This window comes from cf. Phormidesmis sp. LEGE 11477, assembly GCF_015207105.1.
Lineage (GTDB): Bacteria > Cyanobacteriota > Cyanobacteriia > Phormidesmidales > Phormidesmidaceae > Phormidesmis.
The window spans coordinates 1-2,597 of sequence record NZ_JADEXO010000230.1 but is presented as its reverse complement, the minus strand read 5'-3'; the positions used below and the strand labels follow the sequence as shown (position 1 = coordinate 2,597).

At 50.9% G+C, this 2,597-nt stretch carries 4 protein-coding genes; all 4 read left to right on the top strand.

All coding sequences use genetic code 11. From position 1 onward, the window contains the following. On the top strand, window positions 1-619 hold a 619-nt coding region (locus IQ256_RS28820), incomplete at its 5' end, for an FkbM family methyltransferase (protein ID WP_193859116.1). Window positions 620-624: 5 nt separating this feature from the next. Next, window positions 625-1,680, top strand: a complete 1,056-nt coding sequence (locus tag IQ256_RS28815; protein WP_193859115.1) for a glycosyltransferase family 10 domain-containing protein — start codon at window positions 625-627, stop codon at window positions 1,678-1,680. Window positions 1,681-1,840: 160 nt separating this feature from the next. After that, window positions 1,841-2,065, top strand: a complete 225-nt coding sequence (locus IQ256_RS28810; protein ID WP_193859114.1) for a hypothetical protein — start codon at window positions 1,841-1,843, stop codon at window positions 2,063-2,065. A 201-nt stretch (window positions 2,066-2,266) separates the two neighbouring features. After that, window positions 2,267-2,597: class I SAM-dependent methyltransferase (locus IQ256_RS28805; protein WP_228025388.1), on the top strand; the 331-nt coding region annotated here is incomplete at its 3' end.

Below are 2,597 nucleotides of genomic sequence, written 5' to 3'. Positions count from 1 at the left end.
AATCAAGGGTTTTGCGTCGCAACGCGGACAGGACTATTACGTTGATAAGCTGCTGAACGGCAAAAAAGACGGCTTTTTTGTTGATGTCGGCGCCAATCATCCAACGGAGATAAGCAACACAATCTATCTGGAACGCAAAGGCTGGAACGGCCTTTCGTTTGAGCCCCAAAAGCATCTGTGCAAGCTGTTTGAAGAGGTTCGTGGCACGAAAGTGTTGCCCTATGTTTTGGGAAGCGAACCGTGTGAGACCGAGTTTGGCATCGTCGAGTCCGATGGTTGGGAGCACGCCTTGTCGGGCGTTTTCGACGTGATGCGAAAAGAGGGCGCGGCCTTTCAAGGCAAGACCATTCGTCGCGAGAAACGCCAGGTTCACAGGCTTGTCGATGTTTTGCTGGACGAGAAGATTGAATATGTGGACTTCATGTCAATCGATGTCGAAGGTTATGAACTGGAGGTCTTGAAGGGAATGGACTTCTCGAAAGTTCATGTCGAGATTCTGATTGTCGAAAATGATCGCACCCAACTCGGTAATGTGTATCTTCGCGAGTTTATCAAAGCGCAGGGCTTTAAATATGTGGCCCGACTGTCGGGTGATGATGTGTTTCGGCATTTGCGGTAAGGCCCATGCAACGCGTTCACGTCGCCACAACCCATGACGCTTTTCCCTATTTTCGCCAAACGCCGGCGGGTGATGGTCGCTGGGGCAATGTGCAGTTTGCGCTTGAGGACCCGGACGAGCGCGCCGATTGGCTGGTGGTTTTTGATGAACCATCGGTGGGCCTTGAGACAAATGTTCCGGTTGAGCGGCGAATTTTGTTCGTTTGGGAACCGCCGGAACTCAAGGTCTATGACCTTAGCTACCTGGACCAGTTTGGAACGGTTGTAAGCCCCGTGCCCTTACCCGGGTATGGTAGGCATTGGGTGCAAAGCCAGTCGGCGCTGCCGTGGTTTGTTGGTGTTGATATGCGCGATGGCGTAAACATTGAAACCATGGTCAATGAGCAGGGGCTATTGGATGCCAAAGGCTGGGATGAGGTATTGGATTTTTTTGACGCACCAAAGACAAAGTTGCTTTCGGTGGTGTGCTCCAACAAAACGCGCTTAGAGGGGCAGCGCGAGCGCCTTGCCTTTGTAGAGGCTCTCAAAGTCGCTCTCGGTGATCAGGTCGATGTGTTTGGACGCGGCTTTAATCGCGTTAATGACAAAGCCGAAGCACTCGCTTCTTACAAGTATCATATTGCCTTGGAAAATAATCGTCACGACCATTTTTGGACGGAGAAGCTGGCGGATGCTTACCTGGGCGGCACATTCCCGATTCATGCTGGGTGTCAAAACCTGAGTGAGTATTTCCCGCAAGGGTCTTACGCTTCAATTGATATCAGAGATATTGAGGCGTCGGTTGAGACGGTCAAGAGAGTTATAAGCGCAGACCCTTGGGGGATGTCACGCCAGCTTCGCCTCGCGGCGCGCGACAAAGTTATGATGGAGCATAATGTGTTTGCGATCGTGGTGGGAATTCTTGAGGAAAATGCAAACTCCGCAAGATCAAGTCAAGGCTCAGGTAAGTCCAAGAGTCAAATTTCACCAAATGGCTATTTCTTAAGCCACGGTACAAAGGCGCGGTTGGCTCGCTGGTACGGTTATCTACGGTCGTGGGCAGGAAAGGTACGAGAATATTGAACCACAGGCGGCCATTCCTGGGTTGTTTGTATGGAACTTTGAGCCTCTTCGTCTCCAGAGGCGCTTCACACGCTTTTCATTGACCTAGCAGCCTGCGTCACGGAACAGAGCCGTAACGCGGCGATAGCCATATCAACCGTATTGCCAGGCCGATTCGATCATGCCTGCCATTAGACGTTCTTCATCTTTTTTATGCTGGGCATGTGACGCTGAGAGCCACTCTCCGCTGGACAGCGCCAACACGCTCCAGCCCTTGTTCAACCAGTACATCAACCCGGCGCAACTTCGTGACAGTCTTGCCGGGTTTGATGGTGTGCAAGCTGTGCCTAACGGCAATTGCTCAGATGAGTTGCTTCGCTATGGCTTGCACATTCACGGTCAATAAAAAGAAAATCCGCTGTTTGGCTACCAACTGCAGATGGGTGCTGGCAGGACAAGTGAGGATAGTTAAAAGGTTGTGACAGTGACGCGATACCAATTGTTAAGACGAATTTGGCGCTGGTGGCGTAGCAAGCTAAAGCAACCAAGGTTTTTGTTGCTACCAGGTTTGTGTTTGGATTTTTGCCGTGATTTTAGATCCTACAATGTGCTCGCCAAACAGCGCGGATTACCTGTGGCAACGTGGGGGAATCTCTTTCCCTGTCTGGGTGATAAAACAGCTGTAGTCGGCTTTGACCGTCATTACATTTATCACACGGCTTGGGCGGCCCGGGTCTTGGCGCGCACCCGCCCGCAAAAACATGTGGATTTCAGCTCATCGCTTTATTTTGCGGCGCTTTGTTCGGCAACAACTGAGTTTGAGCATTATGATTTTCGCAGTCCTGAACTGGAACTATCAGGCTTAAAAACTGGGACCGCAGATCTGACCTCTCTGCCTTTTCCGGATGATCATTTTGATAGTGTCTCATGTATGCATG

Coding starts and splice junctions, on each gene's coding strand:
- IQ256_RS28815 (WP_193859115.1), top strand. CDS start 625: ATGCAACGCGTTCACGTCGCCACAACCCATGACGCTTTTCCCTATTTT.
- IQ256_RS28810 (WP_193859114.1), top strand. CDS start 1,841: ATGCCTGCCATTAGACGTTCTTCATCTTTTTTATGCTGGGCATGTGAC.